Source organism: Reyranella massiliensis 521 (assembly GCF_000312425.1).
In the GTDB taxonomy this organism is placed as follows: domain Bacteria; phylum Pseudomonadota; class Alphaproteobacteria; order Reyranellales; family Reyranellaceae; genus Reyranella; species Reyranella massiliensis.
Genome location: NZ_HE997181.1, coordinates 1,009,266 through 1,028,412, shown reverse-complemented (window position 1 = coordinate 1,028,412; position 19,147 = coordinate 1,009,266). Strand labels below are relative to the sequence as shown.

The 19,147-nt window shown below is 65.4% G+C and carries 17 protein-coding genes; 7 read left to right on the top strand and 10 right to left on the bottom strand.

All coding sequences use genetic code 11. From position 1 onward, the window contains the following. Window positions 1-159 precede the first annotated feature (159 nt). Window positions 160-552: a VOC family protein gene (locus tag BN60_RS05025; RefSeq protein WP_020694907.1), complete on the top strand. Its 393-nt coding sequence runs from the start codon at window positions 160-162 to the stop codon at window positions 550-552. Window positions 553-662: 110 nt separating this feature from the next. Here BN60_RS05025 and BN60_RS05020 read toward each other — a convergent pair whose 3' ends face one another. Next, complete coding sequence (locus BN60_RS05020) at window positions 663-1,832, bottom strand: alpha-hydroxy acid oxidase (protein ID WP_020694906.1); 1,170 nt, start codon at window positions 1,830-1,832, stop codon at window positions 663-665. 81 nt (window positions 1,833-1,913) lie between these two features. Here BN60_RS05020 and BN60_RS05015 point away from each other — a divergent pair, with 81 nt between their 5' ends. Together BN60_RS05015 and BN60_RS05010 are read left to right on the top strand one after the other, a co-directional pair. Beyond that, window positions 1,914-2,360 carry a GNAT family N-acetyltransferase gene (locus tag BN60_RS05015; RefSeq protein WP_020694905.1) on the top strand — a complete coding sequence of 149 codons (447 nt, stop codon included), beginning with the start codon at window positions 1,914-1,916 and terminating at the stop codon, window positions 2,358-2,360. A 63-nt stretch (window positions 2,361-2,423) separates the two neighbouring features. Beyond that, window positions 2,424-3,350, top strand: a complete 927-nt coding sequence (locus tag BN60_RS05010; RefSeq protein ID WP_020694904.1) for a glutathione S-transferase family protein — start codon at window positions 2,424-2,426, stop codon at window positions 3,348-3,350. Window positions 3,351-3,363: 13 nt separating this feature from the next. On the opposite strand, the gene BN60_RS05005 is transcribed toward BN60_RS05010, so the two are convergent. The 6 genes from BN60_RS05005 to BN60_RS04980 all read right to left on the bottom strand — a co-directional run bounded on the left by BN60_RS05005 (window position 3,364) and on the right by BN60_RS04980 (window position 8,142). Continuing rightward, entirely contained in the window at window positions 3,364-3,786 is a 423-nt protein-coding gene (locus tag BN60_RS05005; protein ID WP_043284845.1) for a GFA family protein, read from the bottom strand. A gap of 220 nt (window positions 3,787-4,006) precedes the next feature. Further along, the gene (locus tag BN60_RS05000; protein WP_020694902.1) at window positions 4,007-5,416 is read right to left on the bottom strand and encodes an FAD/NAD(P)-dependent oxidoreductase; all 1,410 of its coding nucleotides are present in this window, start codon (window positions 5,414-5,416) and stop codon (window positions 4,007-4,009) included. Then, the gene (locus BN60_RS04995) at window positions 5,413-5,706 is read right to left on the bottom strand and encodes a (2Fe-2S)-binding protein (RefSeq protein ID WP_020694901.1); all 294 of its coding nucleotides are present in this window, start codon (window positions 5,704-5,706) and stop codon (window positions 5,413-5,415) included. Before BN60_RS04995 ends, BN60_RS05000 begins: the two co-directional genes overlap by 4 nt. Continuing rightward, window positions 5,687-6,823 (bottom strand): NAD(P)/FAD-dependent oxidoreductase, encoded by a 1,137-nt coding sequence (locus BN60_RS04990; RefSeq protein ID WP_020694900.1) that lies wholly within the window; start codon window positions 6,821-6,823, stop codon window positions 5,687-5,689. Before BN60_RS04990 ends, BN60_RS04995 begins: the two co-directional genes overlap by 20 nt. A gap of 231 nt (window positions 6,824-7,054) precedes the next feature. After that, the gene (locus tag BN60_RS31400) at window positions 7,055-7,966 is read right to left on the bottom strand and encodes an SAM-dependent methyltransferase (RefSeq protein WP_020694899.1); all 912 of its coding nucleotides are present in this window, start codon (window positions 7,964-7,966) and stop codon (window positions 7,055-7,057) included. Then, complete coding sequence (locus tag BN60_RS04980; protein WP_020694898.1) at window positions 7,963-8,142, bottom strand: hypothetical protein; 180 nt, start codon at window positions 8,140-8,142, stop codon at window positions 7,963-7,965. The genes BN60_RS31400 and BN60_RS04980 overlap by 4 nt, the downstream gene beginning before the upstream one ends. Window positions 8,143-8,224: 82 nt before the next feature. Between BN60_RS04980 and BN60_RS04975 the strand changes: the two genes are divergently transcribed. The 4 genes from BN60_RS04975 to BN60_RS04960 all read left to right on the top strand — a co-directional run bounded on the left by BN60_RS04975 (window position 8,225) and on the right by BN60_RS04960 (window position 12,519). Then, the gene (locus BN60_RS04975; RefSeq protein WP_148283328.1) at window positions 8,225-8,812 is read left to right on the top strand and encodes a hypothetical protein; all 588 of its coding nucleotides are present in this window, start codon (window positions 8,225-8,227) and stop codon (window positions 8,810-8,812) included. A 112-nt stretch (window positions 8,813-8,924) separates the two neighbouring features. After that, window positions 8,925-11,267 (top strand): xanthine dehydrogenase family protein molybdopterin-binding subunit, encoded by a 2,343-nt coding sequence (locus tag BN60_RS04970; RefSeq protein WP_020694896.1) that lies wholly within the window; start codon window positions 8,925-8,927, stop codon window positions 11,265-11,267. A 4-nt stretch (window positions 11,268-11,271) separates the two neighbouring features. Then, window positions 11,272-11,529 carry a hypothetical protein gene (locus tag BN60_RS04965; RefSeq protein WP_020694895.1) on the top strand — a complete coding sequence of 86 codons (258 nt, stop codon included), beginning with the start codon at window positions 11,272-11,274 and terminating at the stop codon, window positions 11,527-11,529. 12 nt (window positions 11,530-11,541) lie between these two features. Next, on the top strand, window positions 11,542-12,519 hold the full coding sequence (locus BN60_RS04960) for an MBL fold metallo-hydrolase (RefSeq protein WP_020694894.1): 978 nt from the start codon (window positions 11,542-11,544) through the stop codon (window positions 12,517-12,519). Here the strand turns inward: BN60_RS04960 and BN60_RS04955 are convergent. From BN60_RS04955 to BN60_RS04945, 3 genes are all read right to left on the bottom strand, one after another. Beyond that, window positions 12,516-12,854: a hypothetical protein gene (locus tag BN60_RS04955; RefSeq protein ID WP_148283327.1), complete on the bottom strand. Its 339-nt coding sequence runs from the start codon at window positions 12,852-12,854 to the stop codon at window positions 12,516-12,518. The genes BN60_RS04960 and BN60_RS04955 overlap by 4 nt on opposite strands. A 190-nt stretch (window positions 12,855-13,044) precedes the next feature. After that, complete coding sequence (locus tag BN60_RS04950) at window positions 13,045-17,259, bottom strand: translocation/assembly module TamB domain-containing protein (protein ID WP_020694892.1); 4,215 nt, start codon at window positions 17,257-17,259, stop codon at window positions 13,045-13,047. Continuing rightward, window positions 17,259-19,145 (bottom strand): autotransporter assembly complex protein TamA, encoded by a 1,887-nt coding sequence (locus BN60_RS04945; protein WP_083855960.1) that lies wholly within the window; start codon window positions 19,143-19,145, stop codon window positions 17,259-17,261. Before BN60_RS04945 ends, BN60_RS04950 begins: the two co-directional genes overlap by 1 nt. Window positions 19,146-19,147: the final 2 nt, after the last annotated feature.

Below are 19,147 nucleotides of genomic sequence, written 5' to 3'. Positions count from 1 at the left end.
TTTGCGCTTCACGAGCGAAGCGTGCCGGTCAACCGCAATACCTTGGAGCCGGATCGAAGAGATCCGGCTTTTTCATGCGGTCATCGGTCGAGCGCGCGTTCTTGCTCTCGAGGATCGTTCCCGCATTGGAGTCGCGCCCGGAAGCAGCATGGAGCAGCCATGATCTCTCACATCCATATCGGCGTTGCCGACCTGGAACGCGCCTGGCGCTTCTACAGTTCTGTCCTGCCTCACCTCGGCCTGAAGGTCCGTTTCTACGAGCCAGAGAGGGGCTGGGGTGGTTGGCAGGCACCGGATCGGACACGACCGCTTTTCCTGATCGGCCGCCCCTTCGACGGCGCGCCAGCCCATTGCGGCAACGGCCACATGACCGCCTTCCTTGCGCCGGACCGATCCTCCGTCGACCGCGCCTACGCCGCGGCACTGGCCGCTGGCGGCGTCTCGGAGGGCGCGCCGGGGCTCCGGCCGCAATATCATGCGAACTACTACGGCGCCTACTTCCGCGACCTCGACGGCAACAAGCTCGGCGTCTGCTGCCACGATCCGGCGTGAAGCTCGGTTAGGTGCCGACAAAGGTGGCGCGCATCTGCTCTCCGCACGCCAGAACCAACAATCCTGTCTGGCGAGTGAGCGGCCCTGTGCCTTCGATGGAATCCAGGTGATCAGCGCCGGTTGCGGCGCAGATCCTCCTCGTCCTTCCACATCAGGAACTGCGGGCCGAGATCGGCGATCTTGGTCGCACCGATCTGGGCCATGCTGATATCGACTTCACGGCGGAAGATCTGCAGGGCCTTGGCGGCTCCCGCGACGCCGCCCGCCGTGACACCGTAGAGCGTGGGCCGGCCGACGAAGACGAACTTGGCCCCCATGCAGAGGGCGATGATAGCATCGAGGCCGCGGCGCACGCCGCCATCGAACATCACCGTCATCTTGTCGCCGACCGCGTCACGGATCGCCGGCAGCACTTCCAGCGGCGACGGCGCGAGGTCGAGCTGACGTGCGCCGTGGTTCGACACCATGATGCCGTCGACACCCAGCGAATGGGCCCGGATCGCGTCTTCGGGGTGCATGATCCCCTTCAACACGAAATTGCCCTTCCACAACTCACGGAAGCGCTCGACATGCTTCCAGCTCATCGGTGCCCGATTCTGATAGGCGACGAGATCCGCCACCTTCTCGGCCGTGGCGTCGGGGCCGGCATACTTGGCCCAGTTGTCGAAATAGGGCGTGCCATGCTTCAGCCACTGCATCATCCAGGCCGGATGCAGCAGCGCCTCGAACTTGGTCTTCCAGGTGAGCTTCAGCGGCCGCCCCCAGCCGTTGCGCGTGTTGCGCTCGCGGTTGGAACCTTCCGGCACGTCGACCGTGAAGACCAGGGTGTGCAGGCCGGCATCGGCGGACCGCTTGATCATGTCTTCGGAAACCGCCTGGTCCTTGGCGGAATAGAGCTGATACCAGCCATGATCAGGCGCCAGCTTGCCGAGATCCTCGATCGAGCCGGTGCTGGAGCCCGACATGATGAAGGGCACATTGGCGTCGCGCGCGGCTTCCGCCAGCATCAGGTCGGCGCCATGGCGAAACAGGCCGGCAAGGCCCGTCGGCGCGATCCCGATCGGACTCGAATAGGTACGGCCGAACAGCGTCGTCGACTGATCGCGCACCGAAACATCAACAAGATAACGCGGCACGATGCGTGCCTTGCGGAAGGCCTGTTCGTTGGTAACAAGGCCGACTTCATCGTCGGTGCCACCCTCGATGAAGTCGTATGCAATCTTGGGCAGCCGCTTCTTGGCGAGCTTCCGCAGATCCTCGATGTTCACCACGCCGTCCATCGTGTGCCTTGTCCTCGAATTTCAATGGCAGGATTTTGACCGTCTTTGCCCGCCCGGGCCAGCGATGTTAGACGGATCGCCATGCAAATCAGGCACGCACGGAGTGGCGACGAGGCCCAGCTCGCCTTCCTTCTGGAAGATCATGAGCGCCACTACGGCAACCCGGTTGCCGACGGTGCCGGGGCCACGGGGGCTTCCTTCCTGATCGAATCGCCGCCTGGCGGTACCATGTGCCTGGTAGCGGAACAGGACGGCGGCCCGCTGGTGGGATTCGCCATCCTCAACCCCTACTTTCCCGGCCCGAAGCTGACACACGGCCTGTACCTCAAAGAACTCTACGTCATGGGCAATGCGCGCTCGGCCGGTGTCGGAGAGAAACTCATCGACGGCATCCGTGCGCTTGCCGAACAGCGGGGCGATACGCGCGTTCTGTGGACGACCGGCGAAGAGAATGCCGGCTCCCAGCGCTTCTACGACCGTCTCGGGATGCGGCGCGAGAAGAAGGTCTACTATGTGATGGACGTCTGACGCGGTGAAGGGCGAGGTCCCCTATCGCATCGGCGCACCGGCCGCCAGCCAACGGACAGATTCATGACCAGTCTCATCCTGCACAACTACGACTTCTCCAACTTCGCCGAGAAGGCGCGCCTGATGCTGGGCTTCAAGGGCCTGGCTTGGCGCAGCGTCGAGATCCCGCCGATCAATCCGAAACCGAAACTGACGCCATTGACCGGCGGCTACCGCCGCACGCCGGTACTGCAAGACGGCGCCGATGTGTGGTGCGACACCCGGCTGATCGCCCGCGAACTCGAACGGCGCGTACCCGAACCCAGTTTCTTCCCGGCGAAGACGTCGGGTTCCGCCGACGCCATCGCCTGGTGGGCCGAGCATCAGTTCATGCGACCGACGGCGCTCTATGTGTCCGGCATCAACGCGGAGCACATGCCGGAAGGGCTGCACGAGGATCGTGCCAAGCTGCATGGCTTGCCGGTCCCGTCCATCGAAGCCGTGCGCAAGGCTGCGACGCGCAACCTCCATCTTGTGCGGCCGCAGATCCGCTGGATCGCCGACATGCTGGCCGACGGACGCCCCTACCTGCTGGGCGACACGCCGTGCATCGCCGACTTCGCGACCTACCATGTCGTCTGGTTCTATCGCGGCCGTCACATCGACTGCCGCCACGAGCTTGCGCCCTATCCCCGCCTTCTCGCCTGGCGCGACCGCATGGCCGCGATCGGCCATGGCAAGCGCACGAATATCGAGGCCGACGAGGCGCTTGCCGAGGCACGCGCTGCGACGCCGGCGACACCGCGCCCCTCGCAGCCGCAGGAAGGCGATCCCCAGCCCGGACAGGGCGCGCGCATCCGCCCCGCCGATAATGCCAAGGATTGGGTCGAGGGCGAGGTGACGTTCATCGACGCGCACGAGATCGCCCTGCTGCGCAACGATCCCGAGGTCGGCGACGTCACCGTACATTTCCCGCGACTGGGCTACGACTGGCGCAGCGCCTCACGCTAGCTTGACGGCCTGATTATTCGGCGAGCATCTCGCCCGAGCCGCCAAACTCGGCCGGGAAGTCCTTGAGCTTGGGAAGGCCGTCCTTCATCCGCAGCACCGTCTCGGCGTAGTTCACGTGGACTGCCGGCGCGAAGGCAAGCGTCGGGATGGTTGCCGCAAAGACATCGACCAGCCCGAGCGGCGGGTGGTTGGCCATCAGGTGACCACCGCACTTTGTGCAGTACTTCCGCTCACTGAGCGGGGTCTTGGCAAAGGTGGCAATATGCTCCGCCCCTGACGTAACGCGCACGGCGTCGGGCTTCCAGAGGCTGAAGGCATTCACCGGACCGCCCGACCACGACCGGCAGGATTGGCAATGGCAATAGCCCATGGCTTCCGGCGCCCCTGTGACCTCGAGTCCGACCGCACCACAGAAGCAGCCACCTTGGTACTTCATGTTCACCTCCTCCTTCGGTTGCAGGATGTCGATGTCGATCTTCCGCAACGATCATCCTGAACCGCGATGAACCGGCCGTCACGCAGCTTCCGTTTCAGCTCTCGTGAACGACCTCCGGGCAATCGGCGGCGGACTATTGCCCCAAGCGGTCGATCCCCAGCCCGTCGAGCGGCCGTGAATGCCGCCGCAGACGATGACGACGTCGGCCGTGCGGGCCATGTCAGCGCTCCACCGCCTTGCGCTCGGCTTCGCTGATCGGCAGCGAGGCGAGTTCCGCCAGGGTGATCGGCTTCACCGGCGGCCGCAGGCGGTAGTAACCGACCTCGGCAGGCGTCATCTTCCTCTCCGCCGCAATCAGCTCGGTGACGGTGAGGCCACATAGCCGGCCCTGGCATGGCCCCATGCCACAGCGCAGGAAGGCCTTCATCTGGTTCGGCCCCTCGCAGCCGATGCGGGCCATGTCGCGCACCTGCTTGGCGGTCACTTCCTCGCAGCGACAGGCGAGCGTCTCGCCCTCGGGCTGACGGAAAGAGTCGGCCGGACGGTTCAGCCAATCGAGGAACGCACGCCCCATCTCCTCGCGTTGCAGCTTCTGACGGATTGCCTGAGTGTCAGGCAGCGTCGCTTCCGGACGCAAGGTACGGACCGCGGCAATGGCAGCGATGCGGCCACGCTCGGCCGCCGCCGTGCCACCTGCGATGCCCGCACCGTCGCCGGCCACGGCGATGCCGGGAACGGAGCTGCCGAAATCGGCGTCGAGCACCGGCACGAAGCAGAGTTGCCGGTCATTCCAAAGATGCGCAACGCCGGCCGCATTGGCGAGGTTGACGTTAGGCACGACACCTTGATGGAGCAGCAACAGATCGGCGGGCAGGCGCCGCTCGCGGCCGCCGCTCGCAAAGACGACTTCGCCGAGCTTCTCCTTGCCCACCGCCTCGATCTTGTCGACGCGATGCACGGGCACTTTCGCCTTCACTTCGCGCAGCAGCGCCAGGCCTTTGGCGAAATATGGCGAGAGGGCGAAGTCGGGCAGATGGACCAGCGCCTGCAACCAGTTGCGCCACGGCGTGGTGTCGAGGATGGCGTCGATCCTCCCACCGGCACGCAAGGTCTGCGCCGCGAGCAGCCAGAGCAGCGGGCCACTTCCTGCCATGACCGTGCGGCCGCTCGGCACCAATCCCTGCGCCTTCAGCGCCGTCTGCGCACCACCCGCCGTCATGACGCCCGGCAGAGTCCAGCCGGGAATGGGAAACAGGCGTTCCTGCGAGCCCGTGGCGATGATCACGCGCTTGGCCTCGATCATGCGCGCCTTGCCGGCGATGGAGACCCCAACGATTTTCTGAGGATCGAGGCTCCAGACCGTGGCGCCATTCACAATCAAGGCGCCGCTGGCCCGGGCTTCGGCCGCCAACTCGGCGCCCGCCCAATAGTCCTCGCCCAGGATCGAGCGATCGGCGACGGGCGTCGTCGTGATGGCGCGATAGATCTGACCGCCGATGCCGGGATTCTCGTCGAACAGGACGGTGGAGACGCCCGCACGAGCAGCAAGCGAGGCCGCGGCGAGGCCTGCCGGCCCGCCGCCGATGACGACCAGATCGTAGGAGGGAGCGAGATCGGAGGCGGTTGTCATCGCCCAGCCTCCCGCTTGCCGATCTGTGTCTCGACCTTCATGCCTTCACACACCGGGATCAGGCAGCCTTGGCGACTGCCCACGCCATCGACCGTCACCAGACACTCGAAGCACACGCCCATCAGACAGTAAGGCGCGCGAGGTGCCCCGGTGACCGGCGTGGTGCGGCAATGGTCGATGCCGGCCGCCAGCAGCGCGGCCGCGACCGTATCCCCCGACCGTGCCGCGACAGGCTTGCCGTCGACCGTGATCGCGACGGCAGCACCGGCATCAGCCAGCCTCTTGAACATGGAACCTCCGGGCACTGAAGGGAGCGACGAGCGACTTGTCGAGCGCACCGCGGGCAATCATGGGCGCGACGGTGAGCGCATGGTTGGCGGCGAGCGTCACGCCGGAATGGCAGCAGACGGTGAAGGCGCCGGGGTGCGTCTCGGACTCGTCGTAGATGGGAAAGCCGTCCTGGGTCATGACGCGGATGGCGCTCCAGGTCCGCACCACGTTCACGTTGGCGAGCAGCGGAAACTGCCGGACCGCGCGCTCGGCTTCGGTCGCGCTGACGCCGATCGTAAGGCCGGCCGGATCGACGCTCTCCTCCTTGGAGTCGCCGATCATCACCGTGCCCTCGTCGGTCTGGCGCAAAGTGACGACGGGATAGTTGAGGAAAGGCCGCAGCCGCTCGGTCACGACGATCTGGCCGCGCTCCGGCCGCATCGGCGCTTCCAGCCCGACCATGGGGGCCAATCGCATGTTGGCGTTGCCGGCGGCCAGCGCCACCTTGCCCGCCCGGATCTCGCCATGCGCCGTCGTGAGACGGAACTCGCCGCCTTCCTTAGTGATCTTCTCCACCCGATGACTGGGCAGGTAGGTCACACCGCGCGCATTGATGGCCGTGTGCAGGGTGCGGAACAGGCGCAGCGAGTTCACATGGCCATCGAGCGGGCAATAGCTGCCGCCGACCACTTCGGGACCAATGTCCGGCAGCATCCTGGCCACCTGCGAATGGTCCAAGATCTCGGTCCTGTACTCGACGATTCCCGGCTGGTTGTGCAGCCGCTTCAGCGTATCGGCGCGTGCCTCCAGTTCCTTCTCCGACAAAGCGAGGTGGAAGCCGCCCGGCCGCTGGAAGCAGACGTCGAGCCCGGTCTCCTGCTTCAGGAGATCGGAGAAGCCACCCCAGGCGTTGGAAGACCGGACCGTCCAACCGGCATAGGGGGCGAGCCCCAGTCCTTTGCTCTGCACCCAGACCAACGCGAAGTTGCCACGGCTTGCGCGCACCGCACGATCGCCTTCGTCGAGCACGACGACCCGGCAGCCCTCGCGCGCCAGCCCCCAGGCGGTAGCAACGCCGACCAGACCACCGCCGACGACGGCGACATCGTAATCGGCGACTCCCAAGCTAGCAGCCATGCATGACTCCTCGCCAACCAGCGACCGGACGAGGCTGATGAAGACGCCCCGTCCAATCTGCGTAGAGAAACGCGCCGAGGCGCGTCAAACGTTGCATTTTCCCTTCCTTGCTCGTGATGCCCCGTGGGCCATTCCGGGGACCATATTTTTCACAGGGCCTTGGAGCGTCAAATCCGACTTCTCCGGACACGCCGTACCGGCTTCTTGTGTCACCAGACACCGCGTTCAAGATCATGACGCGGTGACGAGCATGAACGTCAGCTCGTGCTTGTTGTTGTGGAGATGCAGGACCTTGGCGCCCGGCAAGGCGGCAAAGGCCTCCGCCGTTTCGTGATCCGTCTCGCCCTGGAACTTGATGGTGCAGACGAAGTTCTTCACCTGGCCCGTCGCCCGCCAGCGTTCCACCAGCCGCAGCAGGCGCGCGGGATAGCAAATGACGTCGGAGAACAGCCAGTCGACCGGGCCGATGCTGGCCGGCTCCAGCGCGAAGGCGCTCTCGCCGCGCCACTCGACGCCGGACATCGCGGCAACACGCGGATCGAGAGGCGCCTTGTCGATCGCCACGACCTCGGCACCGAGCTTGGCCAGTACCCAGGTCCAGCCGCCGGGCGAAGCGCCGAGATCGAGGCAGCGTTCGCCGGGCTGCGGCCAACGGCGCAGCCGCACCAGCGCTTCCCATAGTTTCAGGTAGGCCCGGCTGGGCGGCCCCACCTTGTCCTCGACAAGCTCGACTTCGCCATTGGCAAAAGGCGAACTGCACCGGGGCGCGGCCAGCATCCGATCCGGCGCCAACAGGGTCCAGGACCCCAAGGGGGCCGTCGGAGCTGCAGCCGGAAAGATCACCGGCTTGGCAGAGACGTGCGGCAGGCGCTCCTGGATCAGCGCAGCGCGACGATGATGCAGCGGCGCATACATTGCCCAATTGCGCTGGATGTCGCGCAACGACTTGGCCGCCGTGCTGATAGAAGCCACGGGCAGTTCGATGCACTCATGCCAGACATTGGCAGCCCAAGCCGCATGTACGGCCGCCCCCTCCGCGACCACAAGCCGTCCATGCTCCGTGGCAATGGCGACGCCGCGGCGGGCAAGTTCTTCACGCAGTTGGGCTTCGAAGCCATCGGCGGCGAGATAGGCCGTCGTCACGTTGAAACCGTGGCTGCGGTTCGAGCGAACGCTTCGAGCAAGTCGCCGATACAGTGGCGCTGCAGCTCGAGCGCGTGCTCGAAGAGATCGCGGACCTCGGCGGTGGCGCCTGTCAGAGCGTAGCCTTTGCCATCATGCATCGTCATGACGCGCATACCGCCGGGAAGATTGATCAAAATCAATCTCAATGTAACAGGCGTGCAGTGGCGAATCCGCCAACACTCGTGTTAGCGTGATGCAACAACGGAGGGAGATACAATGCTTACTAAACGCTTTCTGATGACGGCCGCCGTCGCGGGCGCCCTGACCGCGCCGACGCTCGGCACAGCTTTCGCGCAGAGCCAGCCGATCGTCGGCATCTCGACCGTCACCACCTATTCCATTGACGCGACCATCACTGCCATCGACCCGGCCAAGCGCACGATAACCTTTACGGGTCCGGCCGGCCGTTCTCTCACGCATCGGGTGAGCGACGGCGTCAAGATGGACACGTCCAAGGTCGGCGACGTCGTCTCGATCGCCTTCGAGGACAAGTTGAGCTTCGTCCTGTCTGCGCCGAATGCGCGCACGCCGCGCGATCGCAATCTCAACGTTGTGGCCGGTGCCACCGGCAACAACCGCGCCGCGGGCGTCATGGCCGACCAGTCGGTAGCGACCTGGTGGGTGACGGCGGTCGATCCCAGCGCCGGCAAAATCTCCGTCGTGAATCCCGGTGGCGGCGAGGTCCGCACCTACAACGTCCTGACCGGCGAAGGCCGCGCCCAGCTCCCGCGCGTCAAGCCCGGCGACAATCTCACGGCGATCGACACGCAGGTGCTGATCATGGCGGTCACGCCGAAGAAGTAGAAGTTAATGGGGCATTTAGGGGGGCGTGCCGCTCTACGGGTACGCCCCCCGCGAAGAGGCCTAGCCACGCTTCGCCGCCGCTTGCTAACCTCCGGCCAACACGGAGGAATTCATGGCAAAGTTCGGCATCGGACAATCGGTTCGCAGGGTCGAGGACCCCCGGCTTCTGACCGGGGGCGGTCGATATACCGACGACACCAAGCTCTCCACCCCGGCCGCCCGCGCCTATGTGCTGCGGTCGCCCCATGCCCATGCCGACATCAAGAGCATCGATACGGCCGCCGCGCGCAAAGCGCCCGGCGTCCTACTGGTGTTGACTGGCGATGACGTGAAGAAGGCGGGCTACGGCGACCTGCCCTGCCTCGTGCCCGTGAACAACCGGGACGGCAGCCCGCGCGCCGACACGCCCCGCCCGATGCTGGCCCAGGGCCGTGTCCGCCACGTCGGCGATCCGGTGGCCCTGGTCGTCGCCGAGACGCTGGAGCAGGCCAAGGACGCTGCCGAGCTGATCGAGGTCGATTACGAAGCCCGCCCCCATACGGTCGGCACCTATGAGTCGGCCCAGCCCGGCGCGCCGCTGGTCCACGATCACATCAAGGGCAACCTGGTGTTCGACTGGGAGATGGGCGACCGCGCCAGGACAGAAGCAGCCTTCGCCAAGGCCGACCGGGTGGTGAAGCTGCAGATCGTCAACAACCGGCTGGTCGTGAACTCGATGGAGCCGCGCGGCGCCATCTGCGAATACGATCCCAAGGACGACCGCTCCACCCTCTGGGTTTCCTCGCAAGGCGTCAGCGTCATCCGTCCCGTCGTCGCCGACATGATCCTGAAGATCGGCCAGCCCAAGCTGCGCGTGCGCACAGGCGACGTGGGCGGCGGCTTCGGCATGAAGATCTTCGTCCACCCTGAATATCCCCTCGTCGTCTGGGCGAGCCGTGAACTCAAGCGCACGGTGAAGTGGATTCCCGATCGGCAGGAAGCCTTCCTCTCGGACGTCCAGGGTCGCGACCATGTCTCGATCGCCGAGATGGCGCTCGACAAGGATTGCAAGTTTCTCGGCTTCCGTGTCACGACCTATGCCGCACTGGGTGCCTATCTCAGCCACTTCGGCGCCTTCATCCCGACCATGGCAGGCACTGGCATGCTGGCCGGCCTCTACCAGACGCCCACGATCTACGTGAACGTGAAGGGCGTGATGACCAACACCGTGCCGACCGATGCGTATCGTGGCGCCGGCCGTCCGGAAGCAGCCTATCTGCTGGAGCGGTTCGTCGACCATATCGCACGCGAAACCGGCCTGACGCCGGACGAACTGCGCAAGCGCAACCTCGTGAAGCCGAACCAGATCCCGTGGAACACGGCGCTGGGCGACACCTATGATTCCGGCGACTTCGACAATGTCATGCTCAAGGGCATGGAGAAGGCCGACTGGAAGGGCTTCCCCGCCCGTCGTGCCGCCTCGCTTGCCAAGGGCAAGTGGCGCGGCATCGGCATGGCGACCTATGTCGAGAAGTGCTCGGGCGGTGCGCCGGAAAGCGCCATCGCCAAGTTCAACGAGGACGACACGATCACCGTCTTCGTGGGCGTGCAGACCAACGGCCAGGGCCACGAGACCGCCTTCACGCAGATCATGTCGGCCCGGCTCGGCGTCGATGCCGACCGCATCCGCATCGTGCAGGGCGATTCGGACTTCACGCCGGAAGGCATGACCGGCGGCAGTCGCTCCATCCCCGTGGCGGGCGCGGCAGTCCTGGGCGTCAGCGACAAGATCATCGAGAAAGGCAAGCTGGTTGCCGCTTCGGCGATGGAAGCGGCTGTCGGCGATATCGAATACAAGGATGCGGTCTTCCGTATCGTCGGGACCGACCGCACGATGAACCTGTTCGACGTGGCGAAGGCCGCCCGGAATCCCAAGCATGTTCCGGCCGGCGAACAGCCCGGCCTCGATGGCGACTTCACCCGCACGCCGTCGGCGGCAACCTTCCCCAACGGCTGCCATGTCTGCGAAGTCGAAGTCGATCCCGACACCGGCACGTTGCAGATCCTGAACTACTCGATCATGGACGACTTCGGCACGGCCCTGAATCCGCTGCTGCTGCAGGGGCAAGTTCATGGCGGCGTCGGTCAGGGGGTCGGCCAGGCGCTCACGGAAAAGACCGTTTACGACAACGACTCTGGCCAGCTCATGAGCGGTTCGTTCATGGACTATGCCCTGCCCCGCGCCGATGTGGTGCCGCATGTGCACTTCGACATGCACAACAGCCTGTGCACGACCAACCCGCTGGGCGTGAAGGGGGCCGGCGAGGCCGGCGCCATCGGCGCACCGCCGGCCGTGATCAACGCCATCGTCGATGCGATCCATCCGCATACCGGCCTCAAGCATGTAGACATGCCGGTGACGGCGGCATCGCTGTGGGCGACAATCGAGGCAAATCGAACTAGGAAGGCGGCATAGGCCCATGGCCGAACAGAAATCAGACTTGGTGAATGCGCTTGCGAATTCACTGAAAGCCATCGACGACGACTTCACCGAGGAGATGCGCGAGCTGCGCGCTCTCTTCGAGGAAGCCAAGCGCGAGGCCGAGAAGGACGAACCCAACGGCCAGAAACTTCGTGCCCTGCTGCACGACGCCAACGAGATGGTGCGCACCTTCACGATTCTCGATCCGGCCTGGCAGGGCGTGCAAAGGGTCGCCCGCCTTTTCGGCATGCTTTAGGGACGACGCAGGATGGATCTCGTCGAAGTCGACCGCGCCGAGATCCACATCCTGGTCGACAATGCGACCGACGGACTCTCCTCGACGCCCCTCAATGTCGAGGGAGAGTTCGCCTTTGCCAGCCGCCGCGGCCTGCGCGCTTCATCCGATCGCTGCCTGTGCTGTGCGGTCCACGGCCTCTCTTGTCTCGTCACCGTCGAGCGCGGTTCGACACGGCATACGGTGCTGTTCGACAGCGGGCCGGAGGAATATGCCTTCGAGCGCAACACGACGCGGCTCGGCGTCGATCTCGGCCGCATCGAGGGCATCGTGCTCTCGCACGGTCATTGGGATCATGCCGGCGCGATGAAGCTCGCACTGCAGGGCATACGCGGACGCAACGGCGGCCGCCCCGTTCCCTTCCATGTGCATCCCGGCATGTTCCGGCAGCGCGGCATGAAACTTCCCGACGGCGGCGTGCGGCTGATGGACGATGTACCGAGCGTCGCCGAACTCGCCGGCCTGGGTGCCGAGATCGTTTCGACAGCGAAACCGCAGCCCCTGCTCGACGGCATGTTCCATGTCAGCGGCGAGATTCCGCGCGTGACGCCGTTCGAGCGCGGCTTGCCCGGCCAGGTAAGGCGCACGGAGGATGGCGCCGGATGGGAGCCGGACGAACTCCTGATGGACGAACGCTGGCTTGCCGTAAACGTGAAGGGCAAGGGGCTGGTCGTGCTGAGCGCCTGCTCGCACGCCGGCATCGTGAATGTCCTCACGCATGCGCGGGCGAGTTTTCCGGATCTGAAGCTGCATGCCGTGCTGGGCGGCCTGCATCTCTCGGGGACCAACGAGAAGATCATTCCGGAAACGGTCGCCGCCATGAAGCAATTCGGACTGGCGCAAATCGGGGCCGGGCACTGCACCGGCTGGCGCGCCATGTCGGCGCTGGCCCAGGCCTTCGGCGACGATGTGCTCGCGCCGTCCGCCGTCGGTAAACGCTACTGGTTCTAGCGCTGCTGCTTCAGCAACGCCTTCCGCAGCCGCGTCATAGTCTCGTCGTTGAGGAAAAAGGCCCGTTCGCTGCGATAGCCTTCGTAGCGCGCGATCTGAATGGCACCGACCGTCACCGCTAGCCGGTCTGCATCCATCTTGCGCTCGAAGGCACAATGAACGGCAGGGCCGCATTCGTCTTCCACGGTACGTACCGAGTAGTAACCCTGTGGCGGAAAAGTGAGAATGAGATCGTGCAGGGTACGCGCCATTTCTATGATCGGGCGGCCGCCATCATCGGCTTGGCAAAGCACCAGATACGGGCTGATCGCCTCCAGGGTTGTACCTTCTCTCATAGTGATTTTAACGGCTAAGCCGTTGGCAAAGTTGCATGATCATTCGGAGGCAGCCCAGCCTGCAACCCTTAGCCGCGACGAGCGTTGATAGGACGATGCGATCTTTCGGCCGCGGATGTACCGGCAGAGATCGTCCAAGGCCCGCCCGGAATCTCCGGCGCGGGCCTTTCTCGTTGGATTTGCCGGCCTGCTAATAGTCCCACTCCATCTTGGCGCCGACGCGCCCCGTAGAATCCGCACCGATATCGCCTTCCAGCTTAACATTATCGAAGATGTCGATCTGCACGACGCCGCGGCTGGAATTGCCTGAAGCGCCTTGCTTGGCACCGACATAGATTCCGGGCGCCACATAGCGGCCGGCCTCGATGGAGACGGGCGAGCCGCCTGAGCCCCCGGCGCCGCCCGACGAGCCCACGCTCAGCCGGTCGAGACCCAGACCCCGACGCAGGCGGCTCATGAAGCTGCTGCCGGGCGACTGGCCGGTCAGCTCGGCGACGGCGGCAGCGACTTGCACCAGTTCGAAGGCGCTGAGGCTCGACGCTGGCTTGCCGAAGATCAGCAGCGCCATGGCCTCGTCGGCAGGTAGCGACGGCGAGGAACTGATGGCAATGGCAGGTGCACGCGACGTGCCGGAGACAGTTACGGTGATCGTCGTCTGCTGCACGCTGGTCGAGGCAACGAAATCCAGCGCCGGATCAATCGTATCGAGGTTGTCCAGAGTGACGACGCCTCGCGTGAAATTGAGTCGCCGGCCGCCCAGGGTAAATTCGCCGCGCCGCATCGTCAGCCCGCCGATGGCCTCCGGCGCCGAAGGCGTACCGCTGACCTGGAACTGACCCGACATCTCGGCATCGAGGCCACGGCCGCGTACGAAAATCGCCTGTGGGGCGCTGATCGTCAGTGCGAGACGGATCGGCGCCGCCCCCGGCGGAGGTGCTGCCTTCTTCGGCTTGTTAAGATCGACCGGCGGAGGCGGTGCGGCGCCAGGCCGGTTGATCTCCCGCACCTGCAGCGTTGGAAAATCGATCGATTGCGCAGCACCGACGGCGATCTCCGCGCGGTCGATGGTGATCGGACCGGAGACGTCGATACCGCTCGTCGTCGAGCCGGCGATCTTGAGGTTGCTCGAAATCGTCGCCACGAGATCGGGCCGGCTCACCAGCAACGCGCGCTGGCTGCCGACCGAGAGGTCAAGGACAGGTCCCTGATCCGGATCGAGCCGGACCGTGCCACTCGCCGTAACGCTGCCGTTGCGGCCGGTCTGGAAGGTAAACCGCTGGATCTGCAGGACGTCGCCCTGCAGGGCGAGCCGCGCCTCACCGCCGCTGAGGCGCAAACCAGCCTCGGGCAAGGCCAGCGCGCCGTTGGAAAGGTCGACCGTGCCGCTGCCCGTAACACGCGAGCCCGCAATGTCGAACGACAGGTTCGGACGCACCGTGCCGGTGACGCCGCGTATATTGTTACCCAGCAGCGGCGCAAAGGGTGCGATGTCGACGGACCCGCCCACGGTCGCGGTGGCCGCAAGCGGTGCGCGGCCCTGAGGGAGCGTCGCCTGGCCCTTCAGCGTCAGGTTCGTTGAACCACCTGCGGTGATCCTCGCGTCGAGCGCGGCCTGCTGGCCGACCAGCGAAGCCGTCCCCCGCAGCGCCAAAGGCGGCACCAAGGCCGTATCCGGCATGCGCAGCCGAACACCTGCTGCATTGTAAGTGGCTTCGACGCGCGGCGCCGCCATCGGGCCTTGCACACGCAGCCGCGTATTGAGCGTGCCTTCGAGATTGGTCCCTGGCGCAAAAGCCTCGATCAGCGAGAGCGGCAGTGCGGCCACTTCGAGCTGGAGATCGCTGGCGACCGGATCAAGCGTGCCGCTGGTGGAGAGACGGCCGCCGCCCAGCCGCATACTGGTCGGATCGATCCTGATCCGCTCCCCTGCGATATGAATCCTGGTCGGCGCCGCCAGTGCCAGGGGAACGCGATCGTAGCGCCCGTCGAAGCGCTGCAGAGCGACGAGAATCTCGTCGGCAGCCATTTCCAGCCGAGCCGCGAGATTGGCAGCGGTGCTGCCTGTCGCCTGCATCGTTACATCGAGTCCTTGCCGATCGCCCTTGGCAGTTGCCGTCACGCCGTTGACGCCCGATGCGCCAACCAGACGGCTCGCTGTCACCGTGAGATCGGTACGGGCATTTCCTGTCGGGTCGTCGATCGTGCCCGCCAGATCGACAGTACCGACGGCAATGCCGCCGCTTCTGATATCCGCGCCCTGCACGCGAACGTCGAGCCGGCCCGCCGGCGACGCGGGATCGGCCGTCACTTCGGCATTGAGCGATCCCGCGATCTCGGTGCCGATTAGAGGAGACAGATCCTGCAGACGCGCCATGCTGAGCTTCGCATGGCCTGTCGTGCGCGCCTGAGTGACGGCCAGATCGGCTACATCGAGGATGGCGCTCGCCCAACGTCCCTGGAACGACGGCACGATGATGCCGCCCGTTGCGTTTCGCTCGAAGCGACCGTTGAGGGTGAGCGCCTGGCTGGCCACGTCACCGCTGGCTTCGACCGCCCCCCGCACCGCCCCAGAACTGTCAAGCGATGCGGTCGCCGAGAGATCGAGCTTCTGTGCCTTGAGCTGCTGATAGGCGAGTTCGCGAAGCGCCGCGTCCAGCTTGATGTCGGTGCCATCGCCCCGCAGGGTGATCGTGGCCTTGGCCGAGGCACCGCCCGCGACATCGGCCCGAAGAGCCGCGAGCTTCGGCAGGTCGAGCGACAGGTCGAGCGTTCCCGTCGATCCGCGGCCATTGCCGTCGACGGTGAATGCGCCGCCTTCAGTCGCGATCCGCACCGCGCGCAGGGACCAAGTCTCGTCATGCTTCAGGCTGGCCGTCCCGTCGAGCGACACCGGCGAAGCAACGAGGTCGTGCGGGAGGCCGGGTGCCCCCAAATCGCGCAACGCCCCTTGCCATGCAAGAGTGAGATCGCCCTTGTCGCTGGTCGCCGTCAGATCGAGATCGGCCCGGCCGGTGAGATCGCGGCCGGCCAGTGCCGAGAAGGGCGTCAAGCTCGGTACCGTCAGCGTAACCTTGCCCTCGCCCCGCTCCGTGGTGGTGACGTAGGTGCCTGTGCCCTTCACCGCTGCGGGCGACGAGACGACGTCCAGCAGTTCGACGGTCAGCGTCTTGTCGCGCACGCCCACTCGCGCATCGAGCACCACCTTTCCCAGCGCCGGAAAGCGCGCATCGATCGCAGTTACTGAAATGTCCTCCGCGCCGCCGGTCAGCAGAAGCATTCCCTGTGGCCGCGTCGCGAGGGCGCCAAGATCGGCTTTGGCTTCGAGCTTCAGGCCGCGCCAAGTGGCGCCCGCCAGCAACGGGCCGAAGGGTCCGGGTTCCGAGGCCTCGACGGAGATCGAGCCCTGCAAGCGATCGGCGGCGCGTTCGTAGCGGCCCGACGCAGTCACGCCGACCGGTCCCAAGTCCAATCGCGCTTCGCGAAGCGTCACCAGCTTGTCGTCGAGCGCGGCGGTCGCCGTCAGCGTCATCGGTCCACGGATCGCATCCGTCACCGGCCCCTTCGGCAAGCCGGGTCCGGCGGTATCCAGGCGCAGAGTGATCTCCGTCGCCGCATCGCGTGGCTGCCAGCTCGCCTTGCCTGTTGCAGTCGCGGCATCGGCCGCCGACAAAGTCAGATCGGCGCTGCCGGTATGGGCATCGCCGCGAACGGCAAGGCGGGTCGTAAAGCCCTCGATGTCGGGTCGCTCAAGTAAAGCCGCGACGACACCGCCCTTCCCTTCATCGAAGGTCACCTCTCCGCTGACAGCCTGCGTGTTGGCGTCGAAGCGGATATCGGCCCCCAGACGCCCCATCGGGCCATCGAGGCGGTTTCCCTCGAGCTTCAACCGACCGTCGGCGAGACTCGCCGGCAGCACCGCATCGCCCGCGATCTTCCAACGCGAATCGACTTGGGCGAGCGCAGTACCGATATGAAGCTCGTCAATCGAGAGCGCCTGCAGATCGATACCGACAGGCAATTGCAGTGATCCGCCGGCCTTCGTGCTGCCGGCCTCGGTCTTTGCCGGTTCCGGCGCTCGGGCAACATCGATGCGCCGCGCGGCAACGACGTCGACATGTACCCGCCCACTCAGCAGCGACAGGAACGACCAGCGGACCTCGGCATCTTCGATCGTGAGCCAAGGACCTTGCCGGTCGGCGAGTTCCACGCGCTCGATCTTCAGATCCGTCGGGATGAAGCCGCTCAATCCCTGAAGGCTGAGCCTGCTGTCCGGCGTCGACGCCAGGTCGGACACGATCGACGCCAGGGAGCGCTGTACGGGCCCCGTCTGCAGCGCAGCAAACAAGACCACCAGCACGGCAAAGAGGCCGCCGAATGTCCAGGAAAGGAGCCGTACGATCCTCATCAGAAAGCCTGCCCCAGGCTGACATAGATACCAAACGGCGGATCGCCTTCGCGCCGATTAAGCGGAATGCCGACGTCGAACCGGATCGGGCCGAAGTCAGTATAGTAGCGGATGCCCGCACCCGCACCGACGCGCGGCGCGAACAACGAGAAGTTCGGCAGATAGTCGGGATAGGCGCTGCCGGCATCGACGAAAGCCACCGCGCCGAACGACCGACCGATGCGCTGGCGCAATTCGACGCTCGCCTCGATGACGCTGGCGCCGCCCAGCGGGTTGTTGAAGGCGTCGCGCGGGCCTGCGCTCTGGTAGACGAAGCCGCGGACCGAGCCGCCGCCGCCAGCATAGAAAAGCTTGTCCGGCGGGATGCTGTTGATGTTGGTGGCGGGTTCAGTGCCAAAGGACGCGCGGGTTGCCAGAACGGTGCGTCCGGGCTCGGCGAGATCGAAGTAGCTGCGGCCTGTCAGGCGCATGATCGTGAAGAAATTGCTTGCCGCGCCGGCATCGACCCAAGGCGTTACGTCGAGCTGCAGGCGATAACCCTTGGTCGGGTCGACGTCGCTATTCGCCTTGTTGTAGAGCACCGTCATCGGGACACCGATGAGGTTGTAATCCTGGGTAATGCCGTTGCGGGTGATCTGCGCAAACTCCGCGGCGAGCCCGAAACGCACCTGCAGATGCGGCGAGACGGTACGATCGAAACCAGCCTGAAACGTGATGGCGTTGCGGGTGTAGGCGTCCAGCACCTCGCGCAACGCTGCCGCTTCGAGCCGCGCGTCCTGGCCGGGCAGCCACCAGTCAGGTTTGCGGAAGGCCGCCCGAAAGGCGAAGCCCGTATCGAGGAGCGCGTTTTGCCCGATACGGTTGATCTCTGCTGAAAGACGCAGGCTTTCGGCCTGGCCGAACAGGTTGCGATGAACCCAGAAACCGTCGACGGCGAAACCCAGCTGCGTCTCGTAGCTCACGCCAAAGCCGATGGACCGCTGCGGCCGATCGGTGAGTTCGACATCGATCGGTAATTCACCATTGGTATCGAGGCCGGTGGCCGGCCGAATGCGCACCGCATTGAACACCCCCAGCGACGTAAGCTTGCCGCGCAGGGCATCGACCTTGGCGGGCTCGTAGGGTTCGCCTTCCTTGAAGGGCACACGACGCTGCAGCCAGACTGTGTCGACTTTCTCGGTGCCGGAAAAACGTACCGGACCCATGCGCGCCGTCGGTCCGCTTTCGACGATGAAGGTGACGTCGGCTTCGCGTGTAGCGTGATCGACGATGACTTCGCGATCCTTGATCGCCGCCAGGGCGTAACCGTGCTCTCGTAGTTGAGAGAGAAGCCGGTCCTGCGCGCCGATGATCGCGCCGGCATCAGCCGGATCGCCGGGAGCCAGCTCGAGCTTGCTGCGGTCGATGTCGGGCATCGAAACCATGGCACCGGGAGGGCGAATGACCAGTTGCCCGATGCGATAGCGCGGGCCGGTCTTGATATTGAAGGAAAAGGAGATGGCGTCGGCTTCGGGTCGGGCCTCGATCGCATCGAGGGCCGCCGCATCGGCAATCGGTCGACCATCAAACGTGCCATTCACCTCGGCGTCGTAGAAGCCGCGGGAGCGCAATGCAGCGTTCACCCTCGCCAAGGCGGCTTGCGCGCCCTGCAAAAGGGAAAGGCCATCGCCAGAGAGCGGCTGATTCTTCTCGATGCCCTCGACGAGGCTCTTGATATCCGCCTCCATGCCCTCGTCGCCGGACATGGTGAGCTCGATCTTGGCGGTTCGCGCCTGCGCGATTCCGCACAACGATGCCCAAAGCATCATCACGAACAGTGTCGTGCCCAACAAGCGCGCAAACGCGCTTTTGCCCAGCACGGTGCGGTGTGGGGGGCAAACCGTCATCA

Bases quoted from the DNA above. Each gene is read 5' to 3' on its own strand.
- BN60_RS05025 (WP_020694907.1), top strand. From the start codon at position 160: ATGATCTCTCACATCCATATCGGCGTTGCCGACCTGGAACGCGCCTGG.
- BN60_RS05020 (WP_020694906.1), bottom strand. From the start codon at position 1,832: ATGGACGGCGTGGTGAACATCGAGGATCTGCGGAAGCTCGCCAAGAAG.
- BN60_RS05015 (WP_020694905.1), top strand. From the start codon at position 1,914: ATGCAAATCAGGCACGCACGGAGTGGCGACGAGGCCCAGCTCGCCTTC.
- BN60_RS05010 (WP_020694904.1), top strand. From the start codon at position 2,424: ATGACCAGTCTCATCCTGCACAACTACGACTTCTCCAACTTCGCCGAG.
- BN60_RS05005 (WP_043284845.1), bottom strand. From the start codon at position 3,786: ATGAAGTACCAAGGTGGCTGCTTCTGTGGTGCGGTCGGACTCGAGGTC.
- BN60_RS05000 (WP_020694902.1), bottom strand. From the start codon at position 5,416: ATGACAACCGCCTCCGATCTCGCTCCCTCCTACGATCTGGTCGTCATC.
- BN60_RS04995 (WP_020694901.1), bottom strand. From the start codon at position 5,706: ATGTTCAAGAGGCTGGCTGATGCCGGTGCTGCCGTCGCGATCACGGTC.
- BN60_RS04990 (WP_020694900.1), bottom strand. From the start codon at position 6,823: ATGGCTGCTAGCTTGGGAGTCGCCGATTACGATGTCGCCGTCGTCGGC.
- BN60_RS04975 (WP_148283328.1), top strand. From the start codon at position 8,225: ATGCTTACTAAACGCTTTCTGATGACGGCCGCCGTCGCGGGCGCCCTG.
- BN60_RS04970 (WP_020694896.1), top strand. From the start codon at position 8,925: ATGGCAAAGTTCGGCATCGGACAATCGGTTCGCAGGGTCGAGGACCCC.
- BN60_RS04965 (WP_020694895.1), top strand. From the start codon at position 11,272: ATGGCCGAACAGAAATCAGACTTGGTGAATGCGCTTGCGAATTCACTG.
- BN60_RS04960 (WP_020694894.1), top strand. From the start codon at position 11,542: ATGGATCTCGTCGAAGTCGACCGCGCCGAGATCCACATCCTGGTCGAC.
- BN60_RS04955 (WP_148283327.1), bottom strand. From the start codon at position 12,854: ATGAGAGAAGGTACAACCCTGGAGGCGATCAGCCCGTATCTGGTGCTT.
- BN60_RS04950 (WP_020694892.1), bottom strand. From the start codon at position 17,259: ATGAGGATCGTACGGCTCCTTTCCTGGACATTCGGCGGCCTCTTTGCC.
- BN60_RS04945 (WP_083855960.1), bottom strand. From the start codon at position 19,145: ATGACGGTTTGCCCCCCACACCGCACCGTGCTGGGCAAAAGCGCGTTT.